General features: G+C 54.5%; 22 protein-coding genes. 10 read left to right on the top strand and 12 right to left on the bottom strand.

Translation table 11 applies throughout. The features are described from left to right. The first annotated feature begins 7 nt into the window (after positions 1-7). The 3 genes from glnD (at position 8) to MJ923_RS04425 (ending at position 4,045) form a co-directional block, all read left to right on the top strand. Positions 8-2,581 (top strand): bifunctional uridylyltransferase/uridylyl-removing protein GlnD, encoded by a 2,574-nt coding sequence (gene glnD, locus MJ923_RS04435; RefSeq protein ID WP_126166265.1) that lies wholly within the window; start codon positions 8-10, stop codon positions 2,579-2,581. Positions 2,582-2,608: 27 nt separating this feature from the next. Next, positions 2,609-3,433, top strand: coding sequence for a 2,3,4,5-tetrahydropyridine-2,6-dicarboxylate N-succinyltransferase (gene dapD / locus MJ923_RS04430; protein ID WP_240590059.1), 825 nt, complete (start codon positions 2,609-2,611; stop codon positions 3,431-3,433). A gap of 264 nt (positions 3,434-3,697) precedes the next feature. Then, the gene (locus MJ923_RS04425; RefSeq protein ID WP_240590058.1) at positions 3,698-4,045 is read left to right on the top strand and encodes a DUF3718 domain-containing protein; all 348 of its coding nucleotides are present in this window, start codon (positions 3,698-3,700) and stop codon (positions 4,043-4,045) included. 101 nt (positions 4,046-4,146) lie between these two features. Here the strand turns inward: MJ923_RS04425 and purU are convergent, their stop codons facing one another. The 3 genes from purU to MJ923_RS04410 form a co-directional block, all read right to left on the bottom strand. Further along, complete coding sequence (gene purU, locus MJ923_RS04420) at positions 4,147-4,992, bottom strand: formyltetrahydrofolate deformylase (RefSeq protein ID WP_240590057.1); 846 nt, start codon at positions 4,990-4,992, stop codon at positions 4,147-4,149. Positions 4,993-5,154: 162 nt separating this feature from the next. Then, positions 5,155-6,624 (bottom strand): PTS transporter subunit EIIC, encoded by a 1,470-nt coding sequence (locus MJ923_RS04415; RefSeq protein ID WP_240590056.1) that lies wholly within the window; start codon positions 6,622-6,624, stop codon positions 5,155-5,157. Beyond that, the gene (locus tag MJ923_RS04410) at positions 6,576-7,037 is read right to left on the bottom strand and encodes a flavodoxin (protein ID WP_240590055.1); all 462 of its coding nucleotides are present in this window, start codon (positions 7,035-7,037) and stop codon (positions 6,576-6,578) included. The genes MJ923_RS04415 and MJ923_RS04410 overlap by 49 nt, the downstream gene beginning before the upstream one ends. A 341-nt stretch (positions 7,038-7,378) precedes the next feature. Here MJ923_RS04410 and MJ923_RS04405 point away from each other — a divergent pair, with 341 nt between their 5' ends. Next, positions 7,379-7,537, top strand: a complete 159-nt coding sequence (locus tag MJ923_RS04405) for a hypothetical protein (protein ID WP_164551134.1) — start codon at positions 7,379-7,381, stop codon at positions 7,535-7,537. A 94-nt stretch (positions 7,538-7,631) separates the two neighbouring features. Here the strand turns inward: MJ923_RS04405 and truC are convergent, their stop codons facing one another. Beyond that, complete coding sequence (gene truC, locus MJ923_RS04400; RefSeq protein ID WP_240590054.1) at positions 7,632-8,441, bottom strand: tRNA pseudouridine(65) synthase TruC; 810 nt, start codon at positions 8,439-8,441, stop codon at positions 7,632-7,634. Next, positions 8,431-8,745 carry a YqcC family protein gene (locus tag MJ923_RS04395; RefSeq protein WP_240590053.1) on the bottom strand — a complete coding sequence of 105 codons (315 nt, stop codon included), beginning with the start codon at positions 8,743-8,745 and terminating at the stop codon, positions 8,431-8,433. The genes truC and MJ923_RS04395 overlap by 11 nt, the downstream gene beginning before the upstream one ends. A 117-nt stretch (positions 8,746-8,862) precedes the next feature. Between MJ923_RS04395 and MJ923_RS04390 the strand changes: the two genes are divergently transcribed. Further along, positions 8,863-9,876: a DUF3549 family protein gene (locus tag MJ923_RS04390; protein WP_240590052.1), complete on the top strand. Its 1,014-nt coding sequence runs from the start codon at positions 8,863-8,865 to the stop codon at positions 9,874-9,876. Beyond that, positions 9,873-10,262, top strand: a complete 390-nt coding sequence (locus MJ923_RS04385; protein WP_240590051.1) for a DUF3301 domain-containing protein — start codon at positions 9,873-9,875, stop codon at positions 10,260-10,262. Before MJ923_RS04390 ends, MJ923_RS04385 begins: the two co-directional genes overlap by 4 nt. A gap of 2,080 nt (positions 10,263-12,342) precedes the next feature. Here the strand turns inward: MJ923_RS04385 and MJ923_RS04380 are convergent. Beyond that, entirely contained in the window at positions 12,343-12,645 is a 303-nt protein-coding gene (locus MJ923_RS04380) for an Mpo1-like protein (protein WP_240590050.1), read from the bottom strand. After that, positions 12,638-13,276 (bottom strand): GNAT family N-acetyltransferase, encoded by a 639-nt coding sequence (locus tag MJ923_RS04375; protein ID WP_126166255.1) that lies wholly within the window; start codon positions 13,274-13,276, stop codon positions 12,638-12,640. Before MJ923_RS04375 ends, MJ923_RS04380 begins: the two co-directional genes overlap by 8 nt. 190 nt (positions 13,277-13,466) lie before the next feature. On the opposite strand from MJ923_RS04375, the gene MJ923_RS04370 reads away from it, so the two are divergent. Next, positions 13,467-13,697, top strand: coding sequence for a DUF2789 domain-containing protein (locus MJ923_RS04370; protein ID WP_240590049.1), 231 nt, complete (start codon positions 13,467-13,469; stop codon positions 13,695-13,697). On the opposite strand, the gene MJ923_RS04365 is transcribed toward MJ923_RS04370, so the two are convergent. Continuing rightward, complete coding sequence (locus MJ923_RS04365) at positions 13,698-14,054, bottom strand: DUF3192 domain-containing protein (RefSeq protein WP_126166253.1); 357 nt, start codon at positions 14,052-14,054, stop codon at positions 13,698-13,700. It lies immediately after the preceding gene. Positions 14,055-14,198: 144 nt separating this feature from the next. Between MJ923_RS04365 and MJ923_RS04360 the strand changes: the two genes are divergently transcribed. Together MJ923_RS04360 and MJ923_RS04355 are read left to right on the top strand one after the other, a co-directional pair. Next, complete coding sequence (locus MJ923_RS04360; protein ID WP_240590048.1) at positions 14,199-14,507, top strand: hypothetical protein; 309 nt, start codon at positions 14,199-14,201, stop codon at positions 14,505-14,507. Further along, positions 14,507-15,280, top strand: coding sequence for a Zn-ribbon-containing protein (locus MJ923_RS04355; RefSeq protein WP_240590047.1), 774 nt, complete (start codon positions 14,507-14,509; stop codon positions 15,278-15,280). The genes MJ923_RS04360 and MJ923_RS04355 overlap by 1 nt, the downstream gene beginning before the upstream one ends. 68 nt (positions 15,281-15,348) lie before the next feature. Here MJ923_RS04355 and syd read toward each other — a convergent pair whose 3' ends face one another. Next, complete coding sequence (gene syd / locus MJ923_RS04350) at positions 15,349-15,996, bottom strand: SecY-interacting protein (protein ID WP_240590046.1); 648 nt, start codon at positions 15,994-15,996, stop codon at positions 15,349-15,351. Positions 15,997-16,055: 59 nt separating this feature from the next. Between syd and queF the strand changes: the two genes are divergently transcribed. Beyond that, positions 16,056-16,913, top strand: coding sequence for an NADPH-dependent 7-cyano-7-deazaguanine reductase QueF (gene queF, locus MJ923_RS04345; RefSeq protein ID WP_240590045.1), 858 nt, complete (start codon positions 16,056-16,058; stop codon positions 16,911-16,913). A 59-nt stretch (positions 16,914-16,972) separates the two neighbouring features. Here the strand turns inward: queF and MJ923_RS04340 are convergent, their stop codons facing one another. From MJ923_RS04340 to fusA, 3 genes are all read right to left on the bottom strand, one after another. Further along, positions 16,973-18,283: an FAD-dependent oxidoreductase gene (locus MJ923_RS04340; protein ID WP_240590044.1), complete on the bottom strand. Its 1,311-nt coding sequence runs from the start codon at positions 18,281-18,283 to the stop codon at positions 16,973-16,975. 10 nt (positions 18,284-18,293) lie between these two features. Next, entirely contained in the window at positions 18,294-19,205 is a 912-nt protein-coding gene (locus MJ923_RS04335; RefSeq protein WP_240590043.1) for a 4'-phosphopantetheinyl transferase family protein, read from the bottom strand. A gap of 146 nt (positions 19,206-19,351) precedes the next feature. Beyond that, positions 19,352-21,400 carry an elongation factor G gene (fusA, locus tag MJ923_RS04330; protein ID WP_240590042.1) on the bottom strand — a complete coding sequence of 683 codons (2,049 nt, stop codon included), beginning with the start codon at positions 21,398-21,400 and terminating at the stop codon, positions 19,352-19,354. Positions 21,401-21,607: the final 207 nt, after the last annotated feature.

The following is a 21,607-nucleotide window of genomic DNA, read 5'->3' as shown; positions in this document are numbered from 1 at the left end:
GCACGCCATGACGACGGCTCAGCAGGCCAAGGCGTCTTTGCAGGCGCTGAATCAGCAACTGGCGCTGGCCTTTTCGGCCCGCGAAAACGTGGTCGAACTGGTACGCCGTCGTTGTCTGGGGGTAGATGAGCTGCTTATCAGCGCCTGGGAGCACCATGGCCTGGGCAACTATCCGGTGGCGCTGATTGCCGTGGGTGGTTATGGCCGTGGCGAGCTGCACCCCCATTCAGATATCGACCTGTTGTTTTTGGTCGATGAAAAACTGCCCAAAGAAGCCGAGTTCGTGCTTGGCTACTTTATTGCCTTCCTGTGGGACGCAGGCCTTGAAATCGGCCACAGCGTGCGCAGCGTCAAGGAAACCCTGTCACAGGGACGCGGCGATATCACCATTGCCACCAACCTGTTGGAAGCCCGTTTTCTGGCCGGCCATGAGCCGCTGTTTGACGAGCTTTACGATGCCATCCGCACCGAAGACTTCTGGCCCTCGAGCGACTTTTTTGTCGCCAAACGCGACGAGCAGCAAGCACGTCACACCAAGGCCAGTGCCTTTGATTTGGAACCCAATGTAAAAAGCTGCCCCGGCGGCCTGCGCGACATTCAAACCGTTGCCTGGGTGGCCATGCGCCACTTTAATGCGTCACGGCTCGAAGAACTGGTCGGCCACGGTTTTCTTGAACCCATAGAGCTTGAAGAGCTGCTTGAGTGTCAGCAATACCTGTGGCAACTGCGCTTTGCGCTGCACATCGCCTCAGGTCGCGATGAAAACCGCATGCTGTTTGACCTGCAACGTCAGGTGGCCCAGCTGATGGGGTATGAGGATGACACCCAGCTTGCGGTAGAGCAGATGATGAAGCTCTACTACCGCACAGTGCGGCGGGTGATGGAACTTAACGAGATGCTGCTGCAGCTCTTTAAGCGTGCCACCCTCGGCCACATCAAGGCGCTGGAAATCGTGCCTATCAACGATAACTTCCAGCGTCGTGGCGGCTTTATCGAAGCTCTGGCCGAGGAGCCCTTTGGCAAGCCCGAAGACATCATGGGGCTGTTTTTGCTGATTGCCCGTAACTCCAATATCCGCGGCATCTACGCCCCTACCCTGCGCTCGATGCGCCAGGCCCGCAAGGCGTTAACCCAGCCTTTGATGGAGTACGGCGAGTGCCGTCAGGTGTTTATGGAGATCCTGCGCCACCCGCGGGGGATTTCGGCGTTTTCACTGATGCACAAACACGGCATCCTCTCGGCCTATCTGCCTGCCTGGCGCGCCATCGAAGGTCAGATGCAGTTTGACCTGTTCCACGCCTACACAGTGGATGAGCACACCCACAGGTTGCTGCTCAATATCGAACGTTTCTCCCAGCCTGAGCAGAAAGATGAGTTTCCGCTTGGCTCTGTGCTGATAAACCAGCTGCCGAAAAAAGGCCTGCTGGTGCTTGCGGCCATTTTCCATGATATCGCCAAGGGCCGCGGCGGCGATCACAGTAAGCTTGGCGCCGTGGACGCACTGGCATTCTGTAAGGCCCATGGCCTTAACGATCACGACGGCCGTCTGGTGAGCTGGCTGGTTGAAAACCATCTGGTGATGTCGGTAACGGCCCAGCGGCGGGATATTTCCGACCCTGACGTGGTCGCAGACTTTGCCGGTAAGGTCCGCGATGCAGTGCACCTGAGTTACCTTTATTGCCTTACAGTGGCTGACATTTGCGCCACCAACGAGAAAACCTGGAACAACTGGAAGGGTTCGCTGCTTCGGGATCTGTACTTCTCGACCCAGCGGGTGCTGGCCCGGGGCACCGAAAAGCCGGTGGATATCCGCGCCCGGGTGCGGGAATATCAGGCCAAGGCCAAAAAAGAGCTGCTGCGCCGCGGCGTGAAAGAGAAAGATCTCGATGCCCTGTGGGCCAGATTCAAGGCCGATTACTTCCTGCGTCATCAGCCAAGCCAAATAACCTGGCACGCCGAAGGCATTTTAAAGCATCGCCAGGACGAGCCTTTGGTGCTGATTTCCAAACACACCACCCGCGGCGGTACCGAGCTGTTTGTGTACTGCAAAGACAGGCCCAAGCTGTTTGCCACCGTGATGGCGGTGCTGGATAACAAGAACATCAACGTTCACGACGCCACCGTAATGACGTCCAGGGACAACTATGCCCTCGACAGCTTTGTTATCCTTGAGCAGGATGGCGAGCCATTGACTCAGCTGTCCCGAATTCAGAGTATCCGCAAGGGGCTTGAAAAGGCGCTTTCGAGCGAAAACCCCAAGCCGCCGAAGTTTCGCAAGCTGTCCAGAAAGATGAAACCTTTTAATGTACCGACACAGGTCAGTTTTCTGCCCGGTAGCCGTCATGGTACAAGTATGATGGAACTCATCGCGCTGGACATGCCGGGCCTGCTGGCTCGGGTCGGCGACATTTTTTACCGCTGTGAAATCACCCTGTTGGCCGCCAAAATCACCACCATCGGTGAGCGAGCGGAAGACTTTTTCGTGCTGCAAACCCGCGAAGGTCAGGCCCTCAGCGAGACTGAACAGCAAAAACTCCGGGAAGCGCTGGTTGGCGCCCTGTCCCAGAGTGCGATTTTTTAACCCTTTACTACACACGGGAGATCCCAAATGGAGGCTTTACGCCAGCGTATCGAGGCGGCTTTTGAAGCTCGCGCAACCATCACCCCTACCAGTGTCGATCCCAGCATCCGCGCCGATGTAGAGACTGTGATCAACATGCTCGACAAGGGCGAAGTCCGTGTGGCCGAGAAAATCGACGGTCAGTGGCATGTTAACCAGTGGCTGAAGAAAGCCGTGCTGCTGTCGTTCCGCATCTTCGACAACGGTGTTATTGAAGGTGCTGAAACCAAGTACTTCGACAAAGTACCCATGAAGTTTGCCGACTACGACGAAGCACGTTTTCGCGCCGAAGCCGTGCGTGTGGTGCCACCTGCCGCCGTGCGCAAGGGCTCTTTCATCGGTAAAAACACCGTATTGATGCCATCTTACGTAAACCTTGGCGCCTACGTTGACGAAGGCACCATGGTTGATACCTGGGCCACCGTTGGCTCCTGTGCTCAGATTGGTAAAAACGTGCACCTGTCCGGCGGCGTAGGCATTGGCGGCGTACTCGAGCCACTGCAGGCTGGCCCAACCATCATCGAAGACAACTGCTTTATCGGCGCCCGCTCTGAAATCGTAGAAGGCGTGGTGGTGGAAGAAGGCTCGGTGATCTCCATGGGCGTTTACATCGGCCAGAGCACCCGTATTTACGACCGTGAAACCGGCGAAATCCACTATGGCCGTGTACCTGCAGGCTCGGTAGTGGTATCAGGCACCCTGCCCTCAAGCTGTGGCAAGTACAACCTGTACGCCGCCATCATAGTGAAGAAAGTCGACGAAAAGACCCGCGGTAAGGTGGGTATCAACGAACTGCTGCGCATGGTTGACTAACACGCGCACAATCTAAAAAAAGCAGGCTTAGGCCTGCTTTTTTTATTGAAAACTTATCCACCGCAACCTAATCGCGGTGCATTAGGTTACGCCGATTTCAAGCACTTGCCGCAATGGATACAAAAGTGTCCCCCTTCGCTGGATCCCAGTGTCAATCAGCGGTGGATAGTCACAAACAGATACAGAACGACATACTTTTAGTGTCGATTTTGTGCAAGGAGAGGGCTGTAATTCAGGGGCGTCTGTACAACGAGGAGAGTACTTATGAAAACGCAGCATGTCCTGACCGCCCTGGCACTGGCAACCGCTTGTTTTGGTGCGTCGGCGGCCATGAGCCCCAGTGTGGAAAACGCCCTGATTGCCGTATGCAAAGCGGGTATGAGCAATAATATGGTTCGCTTTTACGACACCATGAAAGACTACCGCATCAATGAACAGCGGGTTTTTCCCCGATTGGTGTGTAATGGCGAGAGTTTCCACGAATTTGCGCTGTCCCACGGTGCCGACCGCACAGCAAAGCGCATTGCCCACTATCTACCCGGGCAGGTAACCATTAAAGATTTGACTATGACCGGCGCCGACGAGCGCATATACGTGAGCTTCACTGAATGAGCGTTGATACAATATAGACCTCACAGTTGCACTCTGAGTAACAAAAAGGCGCCGAGAGTCACGAAGGCGCCTTTTGGATTTATGGGTTTGTGCTCAGCAAATCAGAACACCACCGTCTTATTGCCGTACACCACTACTTTATCGGCAAGCACCAGCCCCAACGCCCGGCTCAGCACGGTTTTTTCAACGTCACGGCCTGCACGCGCCATTTCCAGCGCACTGTAATTGTGGTCCACATGAATAACATCCTGCTTGATGATGGGTCCTTCATCGAGGCAATTATTCACAAAATGCGCCGTGGCACCGATGATTTTCACGCCGCGCTCCCAGGCCTGCCGATAGGGATTGGCACCGATGAAAGCTGGCAAAAATGAGTGATGGATATTGATGATGCGGTTTGGATACTGGGCCACAAATTCCGGGGTCAGTACCCGCATAAATTTGGCCAGCACCAGATAATCCGGCGCATAGGGTGCAATCACCTCAAGCAGCGCGGCCTCATGCTGATGGCGATCAAGCCCTTCATGGCTGACAAAATGATAGGGAATATCAAATTTTTCAGTTAACTGGCGCAGGTTATCGTAGTTACCCACCACGGCGGCAATGTCCACATCCAGCGCGCCATAGTAAGCCTTCATCAGCAGGTCGCCCAGGCAGTGCGCCTCTTTGGTCACCATGACCACAACCCGCTTACGGCCACCGGGCTTAAGCACGGTATGGTTTTGCTGAGGCAGCACATCATAAAGGGCCGACAACAACTTAGGCTCGTCAAAATCGCCCTCAAGTTCGGTGCGCATAAAGAAGCGCCCCTCGGTGTTATCGACGAATTCATCATTTTTGATGATATTCAAACCATGATCAAAACAAACCCCGGTTATCTTGGCTATCAGCCCCTTGGCATCGGCACAATCGGTGATAAGTACTCTACGTTGCAGCGCTTGCGACACTCTGCGTTCCCCAATCAAAGACACATAGCCCCTGAGCATGCCACAGGCAGGCCCCAAACAGCAGAATTCACTTAATAAATTTGATTGATGGTGAAATCATCGGGAGGGAATAAGCAAATCGGGAAAAAAACCGCCTGGATATTGCCGAAACACCAACAAGCCCTAGTTTCGACTATCCAGATAGCGCTGCAGCAGCTTGCGTAAGGTCTCGGCCTTGGTTCCGAACACCACCTGAACACCACTGCCGACAACAATGACCCCTTTGGCGCCGAGAGACATCAGCCTGGCCTTATCCACCTGCGAAGGGTCAAGCACGCTAATTCGCAGCCGCGTCAAACAGGCGGAGAGTTCCGCAACATTGGCGCTGCCCCCCAGAGCCGAAATCATCGCCAGCAGATTGCGCTGCTGGCCGGTATTGGCTTCAAAACGGCCCGGGGTCTTTAAGTTAAATGCCAGAATACAGCCACGAAACAGCACGTAATAGACCACAAAGATCAGTGGCCCCAAAAACCAGAACCAGTGGATATTACTCGACTGGGGCAACAGCAGCACAAAGTCCACCAGCCCGTGGGAGAACACCACGCTGTGGTGCACATCCAGCAAAATCGATGCGCTGTAGGCAAGGCCTGTCAGCAGCGCATGCAGCAAATACAGCAGCGGCGCCACAAACAGAAAAGCAAATTCAACCGGCTCGGTAACGCCGGTAAGCCAGCTTGCGGCGGCAGCCGACAGCATCACCCCTGCCACCCGGTTGCGCTGCTCTTTGTCGGCGCAGCGCCAGATAGCCAAGGCAGCCGCAGGCAGGCCCCACATCTTGATAAGGTAGCCTCCGGCAAGATTGCCCGCGGAAGGGTCGCCAGCAAGATACCGCGCCATTTCACCGCGAACCAACTCATCCCCCACCTGATACTGCCCAACCTCCAAATAAAAGGGTGCGTTCCAGATATGGTGCAGCCCAAGGGGGAGCAGCAAGCGCTCAATCATGCCGTAAAACCCAAAGGCAATGGCGGGCTCCTGATATACAGCCCAACTGGAAATGCGTTCGATAAGGTGCTCAAGCGGCGGCCAGATAAAGGCAAGCATCATGGCCAACATCATCACCAGGGGGATCATAATAAGGGGCGCGCTGCGGCGGCCTTCAAAAAATGAGAACACCGCCGGCAATTTAAGTCGCTCACTGAGGCGCACCGCAATACAGGTGACCGCCCCAACCGCCATGCCACCGGCAATACCGGTATCTATGGTCGGCGTGCCCCACACCACCTGAGTGGGCAGCTGGTACACCTTGGCAGCGGCTGCCAAAGTCGACAGCAGCACGCCGTAACCGAAGGCAGCCGAAAACGCAGCAATGCCCTGGTCACGGCAAAAACCTATGGCTACCGCAATGGCAAACAGCATCGGCATGATATCGAAAATCAGCTTGCCGACGCTCAGCATCAGCACATTCAACGCATCGGGAATAAAGGGCAACGGATTGGTGGCAAGACCAATCATGACCCCGGCGGCAGGCAAAATGGCAATAGGAATAAGCAGCGTCTGCGACAGACGCTGGGCGAAGCGAAACCAGTGCCGATTAAGTCGGCTTAAGCGGCCTGGCCGCTCTGAACCTGCTGATGCCACTGCGACAGCCATGTTTTGGCCTCTGTCTCCGGTTCCATGGTTTCCATTGCATCGATACGCAGCAGCGGCAATACCGCCCTGGCGCCGAGTTCGGCAAAGAGTTCATTGAGCTTTTCACCGGCACCGCAAAAATCGGTATAGCTGGAATCACCCAGACCTATCACGCTGTAATTGAGCGAGGGAAGGTAAGGCGCTGATGATTTGAGGCGGTAATACCAAGGCTGAATATCGTCGGGCAAATCGCCGCTGCCGGTGGTGGATGACACCACAATCAATAAACCTTTTTCAGGGGTGAATGCGGATAACTCGTGGGCCTGCCACAGCCGTGGCTGGTAGCCAAGCGCTGTTAATTCATCCGCCAGTGTTTCGGCCACAAACTGGGCGCTGCCGTATACAGTGCCAAAAACCAGATCCACATGCTTCATCCGAAGACTCCCTCCGCGCTTATTTTACGTTTTTCAATCATATGGCGCTCAACATAGGGGATCAGGCATAAGCCATGCAAGACTTTTCGCCCCAGTGAACTGACGCCAGCTCACCAACTGTTGCCCTAAAGTTGCCCCAGCCGAGGGCGGCTAATGTTACAAATAAACCGCACTTATTGCCGGGCTATTACTGGTCACTTTAGCAGCTTTCGTGGTACCTTGAGACCGAGTTCTGCTTTCACTCCCCGTGCAGACCTGCCGCGGCAAGTCATTGGGGCAGAAAAGGATGCTGAGAGCGGCGAACACCAGGGACGGGGAGCCGTGCTACGGGAAATAACGCCATGCAACCAAGCTGCCGCAAAAAGCAACACAGGGCCTGTAAACACAGGCGAGGCCAATATTTTCAAAGCCAGCGGCTGTGGCCCGATATGCCCCATACTCAGGTGGCCGGATTTGTCAGCCTGGCCGAACTGAAAGCCCGGATAAAAAATCAGGGCTAATCCCAATCAAAATCGCATAGGCCGCATAGTCAGGCAGTTACGAAAGAATCAGGCAGTGACGAAAAAATCCTGCGATTATGCAATAGTCCGGCAGTTACGCAATAATCAGAGGTGAGTCCGGTGACAGACTTGCCTCATCCCAGCCAAGTCCCTCAAAAATGCTGAGCCACTCGGGCTCGAGTTCCGTTTCAATTGCCAACGGCTGTCCTGTCAGTGGATGAGTAATTTCCAGCCGCTTGGCAATCAACCACAGCCGGTTTACCCCAAAATGCTCCCTGAAGAAGCGGTTTTGTTTGCCATCACCGTGGGTGGTGTCGCCCACTATGGGATGACGCAGATGCGCCATATGGCGTCTTAACTGATGCTTGCGCCCGGTTTGGGGCTCAAGGTGCATCAAGGCAAAACGGCTACTCGGGTAACGCCCCGATGAGTAGGGGATTTCACTGTTCAGCAGCGGCCGGTAGGCGGTGATGGCATCCTGAGCAGGTTTGTCAGGGTCGACGTCTTTATCGGCCAGCTCATCCAGTTCCTCTTTGAGTGGGTAATCCAGCAGTCCGGCTTCATGCATATTGCCGCGCACCAGCGCCAGATAGTGCTTGCGAATACTGTGGCTGGCAAACTGACCACAGAGGTGATTTGCCACAGCACTGGACTTGCCAAACAGCAGCACGCCCGAGGTTGGACGGTCGAGACGATGCACCGGAAACACATGGCAACCCACCTTATCCCGGGTCAACTGCATCGCAAACCAATGCTCTTTACGGGCAAGATAGGTGCGATGCACCAGCAAGCCCGCAGGCTTGTGGATAGCCACCAGCGCCTCATCTTCGAACAGAATTTCAATCTCGGGGGCGATATCGGCAAAGGCAAGCTCGGCGCTGCCGGGTGGAACATCATGCTGCATTGACGGCGTCATCCAATCGGGTAATTACAGAAATTAACTCAGCAAATTCAACCTGCTGGCCCCATACATGTTCAGCCATTGGCGCCAGTGCCATGGCTGGCAGCGGCTGGCCGCTTTCAAGCAGCGCGGTGAATCTGGGCAAAAAAATAAACTGCAACCAGGCATCGAAGCTCATGGTGTCGCAGCAAAAAGGCGCTGTGCTTGCCAGGGCTTGCGGCTTGGGCGCGACCGAGTGCCACAGCCCCGCCCGGTGCAAAGCATGCTCAAGCTCATTCAGCAACAACAAAACAGAGGTATAAGGCATAAGGGCAAACCACAATGAAAACCGCAAGTGTACCATCTTGAGCTGCTTATCCCTATAATGGCGCCTTTGCGAATTCCCCCGTCAACGGGCAGAACACATAGCAAGGGCCGCAGCCTCATGGCAGAAATCACCAGCATCAGTCAGTTTCTTTCCACCGCCAAAACGCAGTTCCAGGTTTACGACCTTGGCCGCCGGGTTCAGCATATCGATGCCATGGCTTTTGCCCAAATTGAAGCCTTACAAGCGCCCTACCCTTACCCCATTCAAGGTCATGCCAAGATGGCCCTGGTATTCTGGGATGCCAGCGAGCAGCATTTTGTCTGGTTTATCAGCTTACCTCTGGATGAGCGCGGCCTGTTGAGCCCTGCCCCCCGCAGTCAGTTCATTCAAATGATTTTGGAGGCGCTTGGTCAGGATTTAACCCGCACCCTGAGTGAGGAAGAGCAGCAGAAGATGGCCAACCATCCTTTCAGCTTCAAGCCCACCCAGGAAAAGCTGGCGGTATTTAACGCCTTGGTGCGTCGGCATCTGGGCCGCCCCGCCTCTGCGCAGTATGAGTTTGCGGCGCAATATTTAAGCGGCCAACTGCCTGCTGAGCACTGGCCAAATGTGGGCTTTCAGGGACTTGCTGATATCAGTGTCAGGCTGTCTGAACTCGATCACGAGGCGATGGTGGTTCGCTCACTGAAGGAAGCTCCTGCCGAAGTGCAAATCGCCCTGTGTCAGTGTCTGGAACATGTGCTGATCCCTGAGGCGGTGACTGAGGCACTGCTGGAGGGGTTGGCAGAGCACAGGGATGCACGGCAGATTTTTTTCCTGCGCGCCCTTGGCAGCAAAGCTGATGCGTCGATTCAAGCTGTGACACAACTGGCAGCCAAGAAACTGCTCACTGAAGAAGTGCTGGTGTGCATCGCCGGTCGCAACTGGCTGGCGCTGCGGGATGACAGCTGTCGCAAAACCTTCCTTGAAGCCCTGGCTCTGACACAACAAGACTTTTTCAATCAAGTCTTTGCTGATATTGTGGCTATCCCGGCGCTGCGCACAGCAATGCTGATGGCCATTCGGGATCCCAATCGCAGCGATACCCTGTCCCGGGCTATCGGTGGACTGTTCAAGGCGACCAAATCATGATGACAGATTTGCTTTTACTTCTTGGTGTTGCCCTGGTGGCGGCTTTTTTCTGGCAGTTACGACAAATGGCGGAGTTGGCCAGATTGTTTGCGGAAAAAGAGTGCAAACGCCAAAAGGTGCAACTGCTGGCGGTGGCACAACTGAACGCGAGACCCACATTGGGTGCCAGCACAGGTATTGGCTGGAAGGCCACTTACCTGTTCGAGTTTTCCACTGACGGTATCAATCAGTACCGCGGTCATATTCAGATGCTGGGTAAAAAGATCCAAAAGATTGAATGGCCTATTTTTCCTGAGCCCGAGTGGCACGAGGCCCCTACGGCGAGGGGTTCGCTTGGCGGCGGCTGTGGCTCGAAGAGCAGTTGCAATTCCGGCAGCTGCCGATAACAACATCAAGCGGGCTCAGGCCCGCTTTTTGTATCAACGATCCTTATCTACGCTCCATAGTGATGCTTTAGGAGCTGATCCCAGGCACAGAGCATTAGCAAAAACAAAGCAGATAGGTGCCGACAACTCGCGCGCAGAAATTCACCGCACGCTGCGCGGCTTTAGAAACACAACATCCATGCACTGGCAGCAATGCAAGTAACAGATAAGGTGCAGAAATAAGAAAGGGTGCGGCTCTTTCGAACCGCACCCATCTGTTTCTCTGTTAAGCCATCCGGCTATTGTTGTGCTCCCTGCACCATCCATGCGTATGAGTCGCGTCCTGCGTCGTCCTTGTCTTTCCCTTGCTTGTCCCTGTACTTGCGTACTTTCCTTCTCACCCGGTTATCCCTTGACCGAGCCTGCTCCATCCGTGAGCGTGTCCTTCATTCATCCCTGATGAGTATCCATACTCAACAATCCATGTCTTGCGCCATCCGGGGCACGTAAACTTTCCTGGAGAGTTCTGGCTTCCTTTGCCGCTGTTCCGACTTCCTGTCGGCACATCCTGTGATAATCTTCCCTGGCTGATACTTCCTGTACCAGTTCCCCCTTTCCGTGGAGGAGTCCTGTCGTCATCCTGACTCAGCATCCTTTGCCGTTGTCTGTCCTTCGACAATTTGAATTCTACGGTAAGTGCCGAAACCTTGTTGCTCAAAAATCACACTGAATTTACATCTACCAATGTAATCCACGACATACTTAATCATAAGTTGTTGTATATAAATGGATATAACCTACTCTGACGAGATGTAGAGCAAAGGTTAATCCCTATGTCTTACGCAAGATGTGAGAAATGTCTCACACGGGTTGTAGCAAAGCTGACAGGCACTCGAATTTCGTCGGCAAATTCGCCATCCATCCCAGCTAAAGCCAGCTCCGTTGGCAACTTACAGCCTACAATGTTCTGAGGCGTTAACCGTACGAGGTATCAAGTTTGCAACAGCTTGACTCCTCAGTCTGCATTCCCCCCTGTTTACCCAAGGATTTGCCTAATGGAGTCCGGTGCTTATGTGTCTGCGACCTGCGGTACTCGTACTCAGGTTTGTCGATGTCACCGATACACTCTCAAGCGCTATGTAAACAACGGATGAGAGAAATTCAGACCTGGGCACACCGCGGCCTTTTGCTTTGGTGCTTTGGTGCTTTGGTGCTTTGGTGCTTTGGTGCTTTGGTGCTTTGGTGCTTTGGTGCTTTGGTGCTTCTGTGCTTCTGTGCTTCTGTGCTTCTGTGCTTTAACGATAGAAAAATCCGAGGCGGCAAAGCGCTGAAGTCTTTGTACTAATGAGCCCAGAAGGCTAAAAAAAGCAGACAGAGCCGACATCATACCAAGCTCAATCAACGGCCGTTACAGCGTAGGAAGTTTGAACGTCGCAGAAAAGAAAAAGGGCGCGTCTCTTAAGGCGCGCCCCATTTTTACCTTGTTAGCCATCCCGCTAATTTGTGCTCCCTGCACCATCCTTGCGTCTGTATGCGTCCTGCATTTCCTGGCTTCCAGCATCTTATCCCTGTACTTGCGTACTCAATCCTTTGACCGGCCACTCCATTGTGCCGAACCGGCTGCATCCATGAGCCCTTTCCTGAATCGCATCCTGCAAGCTGATCCCTGCGTTACTGACTCCCTGTACCGATACGTCCGTTATCGGTAGATGTTCATCCTGAACCTGTCCTGTGCCGTCCCTGATGTCATCCTGACTAAGGCATCTTGCCTTGTCCTATCAGCCTTGATCTCCCGAACATCCTGCCGGGAAGCGGAGCCGTCACTGGCTCCCGAAAAACTGACCATCCTTGTCATCTTTGCCGTCTTTCCCTCGACTGCAAATACAGTTTACCAAAGGAGGACTACTTTAGAGGTATTACAGAATATTTCTGTTTGTAAACATGAGGTCGATTGAGGAGGGAAATTTAGAAATGAATTTGATTTAATTAAACTTTTAATCTCTGATGCAGAGCGAACACCCGTTATCTTTTCATGTTGTCCTACAGTGCGTGTGAGATATGTCTCACACGCACTGTAGGACAAACGGTAACCGGTAAAATCTTACCGCCTTTTGGCGGTGATAAACTGCCACCACATCAACCAATCGCCCAAAAAACTGTACCAGGGATACCTGAATGTAGCTGGGCGATTCTTCTCAAACACAAAGTGGCCAACCCAGGCAAAACCGTAGCCAATCAGGGGCAGCATCCACCACAGTGCCCAGTTGCCACTGATGAGCAAATACCCGAGCGCCGCCAGCACCAGCGAAGACCCCAGATAATGCAACGCCCGGCAACGGGGATCTGCGTGTTCGCTCAAATAATAGGGATAAAACTCCCGAAACGATTGAAATCGCTCAGGCATAGTGTTGCCTCCGATAAAACAGCAGCTCGCCGTCGACCTTTCCAAGGCTGAGAGGGCCCAGGCTTTCGAATCCCTGACTGACGAAGAGATGCTGATGCGCATCCTGGCTGACAAACACCCCAATTCCATCAAGCTCAGGCTGATCGTCACACCAGGACTGCACCGCTCGCAGCAGTTGTGCGCCATGGCCTTTCCCCTGCTCGCTGGGGGCAAGAGCAATAAACTGCAAAATACCGCAGGCCTTGCCTGGTAGATGCTCCACAATGCTGGCTTCTTTTTTCAGCATCATCTGGGTGGACTGCCAGCCGGTTCCCAGCAGCATTTTCAGCCGCCAGTGCCAGTTTTTGGCTTCGCCAAGGCCCACTTGCTGTTTCACCACACAGGCCACACCGATAAGACGTTCTTCATCGAACCATCCCACCAAAGTCTGTTCCTGTTGCCACAATTCATTTAACTCTTCACGGATTGCGGCACGCAATTTTTGCTCGTAAGACACCTTGTCTTCATGTCCAAGCGCTTGCATAAAAAAGGGGTCATCGTGGTAGGCGTTGTAGAGAATGGACGCCGCTACCCGCAGGTCTTCTGCGGTAAGATAAACGGCTTTGTAGCTGTCCTGAGTCTGGTTTTCCATTATTGTTATTCCTTGATCCAGATCAAACCTTACCCAATGTAGCAATCCACACAAAAAGTGCAATTATTAATCAGAGTTGCCTTTTGTCCCCCGCCAATCAATGATTAATGCAGCAGGCAGCACAAATACTGAGTAGAGTGGATCAGTCGCTGTTGGTCAGCTAAAGAAGGGAAATATAGGGGGATAACACATGGACACCACACCGGTGGATTTAGGCCATTTATTCGAACAGCTCGGACTGGATAACACCGAGCAGGCCATCAATGAGTTTATTGCATCACATCAGCTGGCAGCCGCCGACACCATCTGGCAAGCCAGCTTCTGGAGTCCAGCGCAGGCGGCGTTTTTAAAAGAGGCGTTGGAAGCCGACAGCAATTGGTCAGAGCTTGTCGACCTCCTGGATACCCAGCTCAGGAAATAACTATCCCTTGGCCAGGGCGGTAGCGCCCCAACCGACCAGACGGTCGTTGTGGAAAACCACCGGCGTGCACTCTTCCTTGGTCGTGGTACCGTCACCATGAATGCGATTGGTGCGGAAGTAAAATACCTGCACCTCCTTGCCATTGTCACTCCAAGCCTCATGGAAGTCGGCACGGCCCATCAGCGTCAGTGCATCAGCCTTGGCCATCCCCAGCGACAAACGTGACAAGTGCTCGCGATTTTGCTGCTCAACTTGCTGCCAATCCTGATAAGCATCGTTGCCATCCTTCACATTCACCACACATCCACCCAGCGCCAGAGTCGTGGCCAATACTGCACTTAAATAAACCGCTTTCATTCCTTTCTCCTTATTGTAAGGGCTGTGATAAAATCACCGCCATTGAGGCCGGATTACAGCAAAAAGCAGGCCAAGACATAACCAACTGAATATTAATGACTTATCAAATCACCCTCTGAATGTGATTGAGGAATTTCACCAATTATGAGTCAAATCGAACAGGTGCTTGCGGCCGCGCGCATGCTGGAAGAAAAGGGCCAGGAACCCAGCATCGCCCTGATAAAGGCCAATTTGCCGACGCCATTGCCACTGCCTGTTATCGTCAAAGGGCTGCAGCAGTTCAAAAACCTGTCTCAGGACGAAAAAGCCAGACTGCAGGCCGTACAGATGCCAGCAAAAGCCACCGAAACGCCCGATGAACTCACAGCCCTTACGCTGCGTGTTACCGAGCTTGAAGCCCTGTGTCAGACCCTGGCTGCCAGGCTTGAACGTCTCGAAGGGAGCGGTAACTGATGTTCGTCACCGAAGTGCGATTTGAGTGTTTTGCCGACACCACCCTCAGCGCCGCCCAAGGTGCAATTAACCATTTACTGGAAGCTTGGCGCGCCAATGGCCAGGTGCTGGGTCGCGAATTTGCGGTGAGTTTTCACGAAGGTGAGTTTCGTGCCAGGCTGATGCTGCCAGCGCCGGACAGCCTCGCCAACCGCCACAACAGCCCCTGGGCCAAGGCCGCATTAAAAGCGCTGACCGATGCCAAGCTGTTGCCTCCGCGCGAAAAACTTCAGGGGCAGGACATCAATGCCAACGAGAGCTTCGAAGGCGAGTCCAGCTGGCAACTGCTGTACACCAGCTATGTGCATATGTGCTCGCCGGTGCGAAGCGGTGATAATCTGCTGCCCATTCCGCTTTACCGACTGCCCGCCAGCTTTAATGGCGATCATAAGCAGCTCATTCGTTGGCAAACCGAATGGCAGGCCTGTGATGAACTGCAAATGGCCTCAGGCACCAAGGCTGAATTTGCCGCTCTGGAGGAAATCAGCACCACAGAAAGCGACCTGTTCCGCCGAGGCTGGGACTTGCGTGGTAGGCTTGAGTACCTCACCAAAATCCCCACCTATTACTATCTGTATCGGGTAGGCGGAACCAGTTTGGCCAGCGAGCGGGAACGCCCCTGCCCCCGCTGTGGCAGCCACGAGTGGCGCCTCGATGAGCCACTGCTCGACATGTTCCACTTTCGCTGCGAGCCCTGCCGTATCGTATCCAATCTTTCCTGGGATTATCAGTAACGGGCTTGCGGCATCGCAGCCACCCACAATAAAAAAGGCGCCCCGAGGCGCCTTTTTTCATCACGGCTTCAGCGGCCAACAAGATTGCGCCACATGCGTTTCATGCTGGCAAAAATACCTTGATGATCGGCAATCATTGGCTGCGGCTCGACAAACACGCTTGGCGGTGCAACCCGGGGGCTCAGCTTAGCGATAAACTCCGCCAGGTTATCTGCCAGACGCTCATGGGGCACATTGCCTGCCACTTCGCGCCATACGCTGCCATCGTCGTTATTGATGGTCAGCATTTCTTCATCATCGCCAATCAGGCCAACAAACCAGGTTTGCCCCTGCTTAAGCTGCTTTTTCATCATCAGATGCCCCAGCAGGTTTTGCTGCAAAAGCACAAAGTCATCTTCATTCCAGGGCTGGATCAGCTCGCCTTCCCCCCACGGAGAATCAAACTGCAACGGGCCTGCAAAGCCGTGGCCGTAAAAATCATTGATATCGCCATGAAGCTCAAACTCCATCGCATGGCTTAAATTGTCGAAGTTAGCAGCCGCTTCCCGCGACGCCCATTGCCACAGTACTGGCTCATCGCTGTCCAGATCCTGCCCGTCAACCAGGCAGGGCGATGGTCGACCATGGGCATAACAGCGGGGTTGCTCTCCCAGCCTGTCCAAAAACGCCTGGGCGTAGGATTTATGAAATTTTGTCAGAGCTGCCAGACAAGACACTTAAGAACCGTCCAAATTAGGGTATAATGTGCGCCTATTTTGACACGGAAAGATGTTTGATGACACGAAATCACGATCCCTATAGCGGGGCCGCCGAGCTTGCGGGGCTGACTCTGGGTCAGGCTACCGAATATCAGGCCGAGTACGCTCCTTCGCTGCTGCAAGGGGTTCCCCGTAAACTCAATCGGGATGCCATCGCCCTTAACGGCGAACTGCCTTTCCACGGCACCGATCTGTGGACCGGCTATGAATTGTCCTGGCTCAACGCCAAAGGCAAGCCCATGGTGGCGCTGCTTGAACTGCAATTGGATGTCAACAGTGAAAACCTGATTGAGTCCAAGTCATTCAAGCTGTATCTCAACAGTTTCAATCAGACCCGTTTCGAGTCCATTGAAGCTGTGGCCGAAACCCTGGAAAAAGACCTGGCAGCCTGTGCCAAGGGCCTGGCCAAGGTGAAGGTGATTGAGCCCAAGCAGTTTGGCCTTGAGCGCATCGTTGAGCTGCCCGGTACCTGCATTGACGATTTGGACATCGAAGTCGAAGACTATGAATTCAACCCTGATTATCTGAACGACAGCACAGACGACAAGCAGTTGGTGGCGGAGACCTTAAACTCCAACCTGCTGAAGTCCAACTGCCTCATTACCTCCCAGCCTGACTGGGGCAGCGTGATGATCCGTTATCAGGGGCCGAAAATTGACCGTGAAAAACTGCTGCGCTATTTGATTTCCTTCCGCCAGCACAATGAATTTCACGAGCAATGTGTCGAGCGGATCTTCACCGATCTGAAGCGCTACTGTGGTTGCAGCAAACTGACCGTGTTTGCCCGCTATACCCGCCGTGGTGGTTTGGATATCAATCCGTTTCGCAGTGACTTCGAGCAGCTGCCGGAAAACAATCGTCTGGCACGCCAGTAAGATTAAACCCCATCAAAAAACGCAGCCAAGGCTGCGTTTTTTATTTCCGTGGCAGGCGGCTAACCCACAGCCGCAAGTCTCGATGCCAGGCGCTCGCCAAGACTCATCAGGGTTAAGCTTGGCGGCAACCCCCAGGGGCGCGGGATAACCGAGGCATCGCAGACATAAAGCCCTTGCAGTTCAGTCTCAAGCTCGCTGTCGACCAGTTTGCCAATGGCAGCGCCGCCACCCGGATGCGCCGCAAAATGATGGCTTTTAAATACATTGTCAGCGCCTGCCGCTTTCAAAATCTCCGTTGCCAGCGCCACGCCCTGGTTGAATTTGGCTTTATCTTGCTCCGTCAGCGGCTTATTCAGCCAATGCTTGCCAATACGGCCACCTAAGTCATCACGAATCTTCACCATGATGCTTAAGGTGTTGCCATGGCTTGAAAGCTTATCGAGCCTTCCCTTTTGAGCACAAAAGGCCTGAAACAGCGGCTTTGGCAGCGCCAGATCGGCAAGGGATACCCCGGCTTGATGCAGGTACATCCCCTGGGTCATGGGCACTTCACGGCCGCTGGCGCCTATGTCCCCGGCAATCGATGCCGGCAAGCTGCCCATCACCGCAATCACAGGGTCAACAAAGTAGCCACAGCCTGCCTCGCTAAAGCCTGCCTGCTGCAACAGCTGCACTGAGCCTATGCCTCCCGCAGCCAATACCACCTTCGGAGCCTTCAAGTGCACACGGCGGCTCGCCTGGCGACATTCAACGCCAATGACGTGTCCATTTTGCTGCAATACCCGGGTGACTTTGGCATTGGTATGCAAAACGGCACCAAGCTGCGCCGCCTCATGGGCAAAATCCCTCGCGCTCCACTTGGCGCCGTATGGGCAACCATAGCCGCAGCGGTGGCAATCGGTACGGCAAAGTGCTGGCCGGATAAGTTTTTCCAGCTTCTGCCATGACTGTCCCAGAGAAGCTGCCCCCTGGGCGATGCGTTTTGCCAGCGGACCAATCAGCTCATCCGGTAACAAATGCGCTGGCAGTAGTGCGCGTACCCTGGCCACATGGGGCTTAAGATCAATGCCATAGTCGTTAAACCAGTCGGGCGGGTCCATGATGGTGGCGAAATTGATGGCAGAGCTCCCACCCAGGGTGATAGCCCGCAGCAACAGCGACCCGTCAGCGTGGAAAAACGCGCCCTTACCGGGCACCGCCGCCATGGCCGCCATTTGCGAAAAACTGCCGTTAAGGGGCGCCTTGCTGCCCCACTCCAGCAGACATACCTTAAGGCCGCGCTCGGCAGCCCCGCGGGCAACGGATGCGCCGCCGGGGCCGGAGCCCACGACCAGCAAATCAAACTGAGATACGCTTTCCCGGCTCGTCACAGGTGCAGCCTCACCACGTATTCAGCAAGGTATTGACACCTGCATGGGATGCATCGCTATTCGCTACATCCTGCAGCAGGCTCTGCCATTGAGGTTGGGCGAGGGTTAACCTGCACCGCCGCGGCGTTGGGCTCGCCAGGGTGTAAGCCAGTCTGAACTCTGAATCGATTTGGCCCACCGCTGACTGCCAGTGCCATTTCGCATAGGGGTCCGTTTGGGTTTCGGCACTCGCCGCCCTGTTCGAATCTGTGCTCACTTGCGTTTCAGCGCCCAAGAAGCGCTGAACCTCAAGCCCATCGTTAAAGTGGATGAAAGCGTCGTTTGGACAGCACTTTGCAGCCGCTAAGTCGAAACCAAAGGTTTTCAGGCCTTCTGCAAGACCCTTGCCGGTGGCCTTGATGTAGGACTCTTTCAGCGCCCACAAATCAAAAAAGCCGTCCCGTTTGGCATCGGCGGCAAGGTGCTCTAGATACTGCTGCTCAGGGGCCGAAAAATAATGGCGATAAATGGCGTCTATATCCGTGTTGGCGCGGTTACGTTCTATGTCAGCACCAAGCAGCATTTCGCCTTCGCAGAGGGCAGAGGCTATCAGCAAATAATCACCGCTGTGGCTCATATTGAAGTGAATACCTGCGTCGCTCAATGAGGGTTTGCCCTGGGGACCGTAGTCGAATGTCAGCGACGTGGGAGGCTGGCCTGTGCGTCTGGCAAGCTCAGCCCTTAAGCAAAGACGCACCAACAATTGCCGCGCAGCCAGCCCTGGCAATCTGGCCCTTTGGCTGCGCTCACGCTCATCGGCGCTGAGCCAATACAGATAAGGAGCAAGATAAGCATCAAGCTGCCCGGGCTCCCCATCGAGTGGCGGCAGCGCTATCAGGGTCAGTAACAGGTTGATTTGCAGAGCATCTGAGTCAGCAGACATCCAAAGGCCATAAGAAGATAACAATTGCCCTTATTGTGGCAAGCTTTGCCCGGATCCCCAAGCGCGAAACGATCAGCCATAAAAAAGCGGCGCATGGGTTAACCATAAGCGCCGCAAAGGTTTTGGAAAGGAGACGAATACTGCTGTTAATCCTCTTTATCTTCTATAGTGCGCAGCAGGCTTTGTTGCACCGCCGGCGGCACTATGTCGTAGCGGGCAAAACTCAGGGTAAATTCGCCCTCGCCCGAGGTCATTGATTTAAGCCGGGTGGCGTAGTTATCTACTGTCGCCAGCGGCGCTTCGGCCATCACCCGCACCTTGCCATCGCGTCTGGCTTCGGTACCGCAAACCATGGCACGGCTGGAGCTGAGATCGCCTGTGATGTCACCCACATCCTCGGCACTGACCAGAATATCCATGGCCACCATGGGCTCCAAAATCACCGGACTTGCCTGCAAGAAGGCTTCAAAGAACGCCTTTTTACCGGCCATAACAAAGGCGATTTCCTTGGAATCCACGCTGTGGTGCTTACCATCAAGCAGGGTGACCCGCACATCTTCTACCGGATAGCCACCGAGGCGACCGACCTTGAGCGCCTCACGCACGCCCTTTTCAACTGCCGGAATAAACTGAGTCGGTACGGCGCCGCCCACCACTTTGGACACAAACTCAAAGCCCTTGCCCCTTGGCAGCGGCTCGACGGTAAGCTCCACTTCGCCAAACTGGCCGGCACCACCTGACTGTTTCTTATGGCGATAACGGGCGGTGGCCGCCTTGCACACGGTTTCACGGTAGGCCACCGCGGGCTTGCAGGTATCCATGTCGACCTTAAACACACTCTGGGCTTTCTCGAGCGCAATTTGCAGGTGCAAATCACCCAGGCCACTCAATACCGTCTGGCCCTCGGCTTCGTTTTGGGACACCGCAAGACTTGGATCCTCGGCAATCAATTTCGCCAGCACCTCGGCAATCTTTTGCTCATCCCCACGGCGCTTGGGCGATACCGCCAAACCGAAAATGGGCTGTGGCAGCTTAAGCTCAGGCAGGTGAAACTCGTCTTCATCGTGGCTGTCGTGCAGCACCGAGCCTACTTCCAGCTCATCAATTTTACACAGAGCGCAGATATCACCGGGTACGGCGGTGCCCACTTCGGCGGTTTCGGCGCCCTGTAATTTCAGTAAGTGGGCGACTTTAACCTGCTTGCGATCGGCGCCGATAAAGAGCTTCATGCCACTTTGCATGGTGCCCTGATACAGACGGAAAACTGCCACCCGACCAAAGTAAGGGTCGATACCGACGCGAAATACCTGCGCCAGAACGTGGTCGTCGGCCTTTTGTGTTACATCAACCGGCGTAGCGCCCTCGCCAAAGCCTCGCACAAACTGTGGCGGATTGGCTTCCAGCGGGCTTGGCAGCAACTTCACCATCAGCTCAAGCAGGGAGGCAATACCCACTTCCTGCTCGGCGCTGGTGAAACACACAGGCACCAGATGCCCCATCCGCAGGGCGGTTTCCAACGGTTCGTGCAGCTGCTCAGCGCTGAGCATTTCGCCCTGCTCCAGATACAGGGTCATCAGTTCTTCGTCTTCTTCGAGCACAGTGTCCACCAGCTCGTCGCGGGCGGAGGCGGCAGAGGAGAACAGCGTCGGGCGGTTTTCTTCACAGTGCAGGTAGCAATCGACCACATCATTGCCATCGGCCGATGGCAGATTGACCGGCAGACAACGCGGACCAAAAGTGGTTTGCAGCTCTTCAATAATGGCAGGTAAGCGGTCGAGGTGACCGTCGATATGGTTGACGCACACACACACTACCTTGCCCTGAGCGCGGGCGGCCTCGAAGGCGCGGGCTGTTACCGGCTCAACACCGGTGGCGGCATTGACCACCAACAGCACAGACTCTACCGCCGGCAGCGGCAACAGTGCGCGGCCAAAGAAATCGGGTAGTCCGGGGGTGTCTATCAGATTAATGTGGTGAGCGTCGAAATCGAGATTGAGGAAGGATGGTTCGAGACTGTGTTGGTGGGCTTTTTCCTGGGCAGTGAAATCAGCATGATTTGTGCCCTTATCCACCCTGCCACGTTGACTTATCGCCTTGGCGCCATAGAGAAGCGCCTCGAGTAGCGAGGATTTACCCGCTCCGGTATGCCCAAGCAGGGCAAGGTTGCGGATCCTCGCAGTCTGATACTCAGCCATAACGGCCTCCTTGTGTCACATTTTATCCGGCATTGGAGGCAGTATAGACCCCAGTATGCTGGCAAAAGGTGACTGGGGTCATATTTCATGCGGATTCATAAGTGGTATGAGAAGCAGACCACCCAGTCCCGCCTGATTGTATCTTTTACCATCCTCAGGTAATCTGCTTCCCCATTGACTGAGGTATCCCCAACCGGGCGTATTTTT

Source organism: Shewanella zhuhaiensis (genome assembly GCF_022484835.1).
Taxonomy (GTDB): Bacteria; Pseudomonadota; Gammaproteobacteria; order Enterobacterales; family Shewanellaceae; genus Shewanella; species Shewanella khirikhana.
The sequence above is the reverse complement of the archived record's forward strand: the minus strand, read 5'-3'. Positions and strand labels throughout refer to the sequence as shown.

Excerpts from the sequence above, each read along its gene's own strand:
- MJ923_RS04360 (WP_240590048.1), top strand. The coding sequence starts at position 14,199 with ATGAGTCAAATCGAACAGGTGCTTGCGGCCGCGCGCATGCTGGAAGAA.
- MJ923_RS04385 (WP_240590051.1), top strand. The coding sequence starts at position 9,873 with ATGATGACAGATTTGCTTTTACTTCTTGGTGTTGCCCTGGTGGCGGCT.
- MJ923_RS04390 (WP_240590052.1), top strand. The coding sequence starts at position 8,863 with ATGGCAGAAATCACCAGCATCAGTCAGTTTCTTTCCACCGCCAAAACG.
- MJ923_RS04375 (WP_126166255.1), bottom strand. The coding sequence starts at position 13,276 with ATGGAAAACCAGACTCAGGACAGCTACAAAGCCGTTTATCTTACCGCA.
- queF (WP_240590045.1), top strand. The coding sequence starts at position 16,056 with ATGACACGAAATCACGATCCCTATAGCGGGGCCGCCGAGCTTGCGGGG.
- glnD (WP_126166265.1), top strand. The coding sequence starts at position 8 with ATGACGACGGCTCAGCAGGCCAAGGCGTCTTTGCAGGCGCTGAATCAG.
- MJ923_RS04370 (WP_240590049.1), top strand. The coding sequence starts at position 13,467 with ATGGACACCACACCGGTGGATTTAGGCCATTTATTCGAACAGCTCGGA.
- MJ923_RS04355 (WP_240590047.1), top strand. The coding sequence starts at position 14,507 with ATGTTCGTCACCGAAGTGCGATTTGAGTGTTTTGCCGACACCACCCTC.
- MJ923_RS04415 (WP_240590056.1), bottom strand. The coding sequence starts at position 6,624 with ATGGCTGTCGCAGTGGCATCAGCAGGTTCAGAGCGGCCAGGCCGCTTA.
- MJ923_RS04395 (WP_240590053.1), bottom strand. The coding sequence starts at position 8,745 with ATGCCTTATACCTCTGTTTTGTTGTTGCTGAATGAGCTTGAGCATGCT.
- MJ923_RS04365 (WP_126166253.1), bottom strand. The coding sequence starts at position 14,054 with ATGAAAGCGGTTTATTTAAGTGCAGTATTGGCCACGACTCTGGCGCTG.
- fusA (WP_240590042.1), bottom strand. The coding sequence starts at position 21,400 with ATGGCTGAGTATCAGACTGCGAGGATCCGCAACCTTGCCCTGCTTGGG.
- MJ923_RS04380 (WP_240590050.1), bottom strand. The coding sequence starts at position 12,645 with ATGCCTGAGCGATTTCAATCGTTTCGGGAGTTTTATCCCTATTATTTG.
- MJ923_RS04410 (WP_240590055.1), bottom strand. The coding sequence starts at position 7,037 with ATGAAGCATGTGGATCTGGTTTTTGGCACTGTATACGGCAGCGCCCAG.
- dapD (WP_240590059.1), top strand. The coding sequence starts at position 2,609 with ATGGAGGCTTTACGCCAGCGTATCGAGGCGGCTTTTGAAGCTCGCGCA.
- truC (WP_240590054.1), bottom strand. The coding sequence starts at position 8,441 with ATGCAGCATGATGTTCCACCCGGCAGCGCCGAGCTTGCCTTTGCCGAT.
- MJ923_RS04425 (WP_240590058.1), top strand. The coding sequence starts at position 3,698 with ATGAAAACGCAGCATGTCCTGACCGCCCTGGCACTGGCAACCGCTTGT.
- MJ923_RS04405 (WP_164551134.1), top strand. The coding sequence starts at position 7,379 with ATGCAACCAAGCTGCCGCAAAAAGCAACACAGGGCCTGTAAACACAGG.
- MJ923_RS04335 (WP_240590043.1), bottom strand. The coding sequence starts at position 19,205 with ATGTCTGCTGACTCAGATGCTCTGCAAATCAACCTGTTACTGACCCTG.